Annotated in this window: 1 protein-coding gene; it reads right to left on the bottom strand. The window is 58.7% G+C overall.

All coding sequences use genetic code 11. The features are described 5' to 3' along the window. Positions 1–1,011 precede the first annotated feature (1,011 nt). A complete protein-coding gene (locus tag C7H09_RS07855) occupies positions 1,012–2,430 on the bottom strand; it encodes an IS1380-like element ISPsp9 family transposase (RefSeq protein WP_076611315.1) in 1,419 nt (472 codons plus the stop codon). Positions 2,431–2,496 lie beyond the last annotated feature (66 nt).

Below are 2,496 nucleotides of genomic sequence, written 5' to 3'. Positions count from 1 at the left end.
ATCTGGTCTGCCTGTCGCTTAACCTCAGGCGGATGAGTTCGCTGATGAGGCTGACATAGGCAATCTGAGGCGGCGTGCCGGGCCGTGCTGAGTGGTCGGGCTACGGTTGTGAACTTGCCTATAACCGTCTTGATTGCCTAGACAGAAAATCGTGACTCTATCCGGTTGGATACTGCGCATATACTCTCGGGCACAACCGTGATTCGGCGCGGCGGAGGCAATTGCTCAAAACACTTCTGCCGCGCAGACTCCTAGCTCTGAACTCATTGAAGCCTCGATACTCTTGAAATATAACGCCTCAAGCACCGGCGCCGAAACCGCGCAGTGGTTTTGGCGTCCGCGTGGCTTGACTTGTTAAGCATTGCAACTCACAAGCCCTTGGTACTGTGCTTTTAGCCTTTGTCGGTGATGAGGACGACTCATATACGAGTACGGAGCACAAGTATTGGCGGAGATTTTCGATTTGATCTGCTGGAATCATGGCAGCCTCCATTTTAATCAGCTCCGAATTAACGCGATTACACATGGGCCAAGACAGCGTACCCGTAGAGGATTTAAGGCTGTATAAGTACTGTAATGGTGTTTTCATAGTCATATCCACTTGGTTAAAACACAAGCTTGGCATGACCAAAAAATAAGTGCTGAACTATTTTGATCTCTGAGCTACCTATATGGAACTAGTGCAGAATATATATCATTTCATGTGATATCCGAGGTACATGTCATCAGGATAATCGCCGAGATCACCAAAATCATAGTAATCTCGTTCTGCCTTCAGCCCGCCTTATTCACGAGGGCGCTGATTGAGCGGTCTGAAGGTACTGGCTGTTGGCATTGCTTATCAGGATTCGCATCTTCAGCGCGAGTGGCTGTTGAGTAATGCCAGAACGCAGCCCTTTTCCTACTTACTTATAGCTCTTTGGAATCAATTGCGACCGTCCAAGCAGCCGTGATCGCCGACCGCCGCTCCGGTCGCTCGCTTTCTGATGCTGTGGTGGTCTCGCAGGAGCGTCAGCTCAGTGCGGTCAGCTTCGGCAGCCCCTTCAGCAGCGTCGGCCACCACTTGTCGGCGGCGGCCCCCAGATGAACGGTGATTCGCCGAGCGTGCAGCCTCAGCGTGGCGGCGACCTTCAGCACCTGCTCGCGCATCCGGCTGAGGCTCCAGCCTTGCCGGGTCTGCCGCTCCAGCAGGCAGCGCAGGCCATGCAGGACCTGGTAGGCGTAGAGACTCAGTAGCAGACTCACTTCGTTGCGGGCCATCACCTCTTGAACGGTGGAAGCGCCGCGGTCGGTCGAGGAGAGATGCACGTCGAGTGCTGATTTCACCTCGCCCATGTGCGCCTCGGCGCTGCCGCGCTTGCGATAGAGTGCTAGGACCTTCTCTGGCGGCCAGTCGAACTTGCTGAGGTTGGTGACCAGGAAGAAGGCATGCAGCAGCAGGTCATCGGGGCGTTCCTGCACCACCAGCACTACGCGCCGCGGTGCCGACCAGGAGCCGGCTTGGTACTCCAGATCGTGGCACCACTCGCGAGGCTGCTCGGGTGGCCGGCCGGGTGGCCGCTTCAGGAGCGGTGCTGCCAGCTTCTGTAGACCGGTGTGACTGCGCAACCGGCCCAGGTATTCGATCTCCCGATCCTCCAGGGCCTCCAGCGTCGCGTTATCGGTAAAACCGGCGTCGATGCGCACACGAACCTGTGCCCCGGTGCTCTCGTTGAGTCGTCGTACCAGATGCGGGATCCAGGTGTCGGCGTTCTCTGCCGGGCCGGCGTTGCCCTCGCGCAGCAGGCCGCCCACCATGTCGCCGGTCTCCGCCAACGATGCGACCAGCGGCGAGTAGATGCGGGCCCCGTAAAGGCCATGATAGGCCGACCCGCCCTGATGGCCATGCACCTCGATCGGCAGGCCATCGATGTCCAGCGTCAGCTGTTTGGGACGTTCACCGTTCTGCAGCGAGGTCAGGCGCCAGACCACCAGCCGCAACAGGCCTTCGTGCACGGCATCGATATTGTCGTTACGACCGAGGCAGCTCAGCAGCCGCGACAGCGTGGCTTGAGACGGCCGGTCCTGGACCAGGGGTGTCATGCCGCGTGCATCGCTGCAGGCCAACTGCCAAAGCGGGTCACGGCGCAGCGTGTCGGTATCGCTGAGATCGATCCAGCCCATCGCACGCTGCAGCACCAAGGTACGCAACTGGCTGGCCAGCGAATGACGGATGCGCAGCGGGTGGCGTCGATCGACCAGATTGTCTTCCAGCGCCTCGATCACGCCGCTGTTGTCGAGGGCTTCACGCAGCAGCAGGGCGCCGCTGTCGCTGGTGGTGCGCTGGCCGCTCAGCTCAACACGGACAGAGCCGTTGCATGAGGGCGTCCAGGTGGATAGGCTTTCACCCATGGCGAGTGGTCCTCTTGAATCGTGTTCTGGCAGGAACATCCTGATTCTACAAGAGAAAACCTCTCGCCATCTTCGTTTTCAGGTCGGCCTCATGAATAAGCCGGG

Origin of the sequence: Marinobacter fuscus, from assembly GCF_003007675.1 — a bacterium.
In the GTDB taxonomy this organism is placed as follows: domain Bacteria; phylum Pseudomonadota; class Gammaproteobacteria; order Pseudomonadales; family Oleiphilaceae; genus Marinobacter; species Marinobacter fuscus.
Note: the sequence above shows the minus strand (reverse complement) of the source record. Positions and strands in the feature narration are given on the sequence as shown.

Coding starts and splice junctions, on each gene's coding strand:
- C7H09_RS07855 (WP_076611315.1), bottom strand. CDS start 2,430: ATGTTCCTGCCAGAACACGATTCAAGAGGACCACTCGCCATGGGTGAA.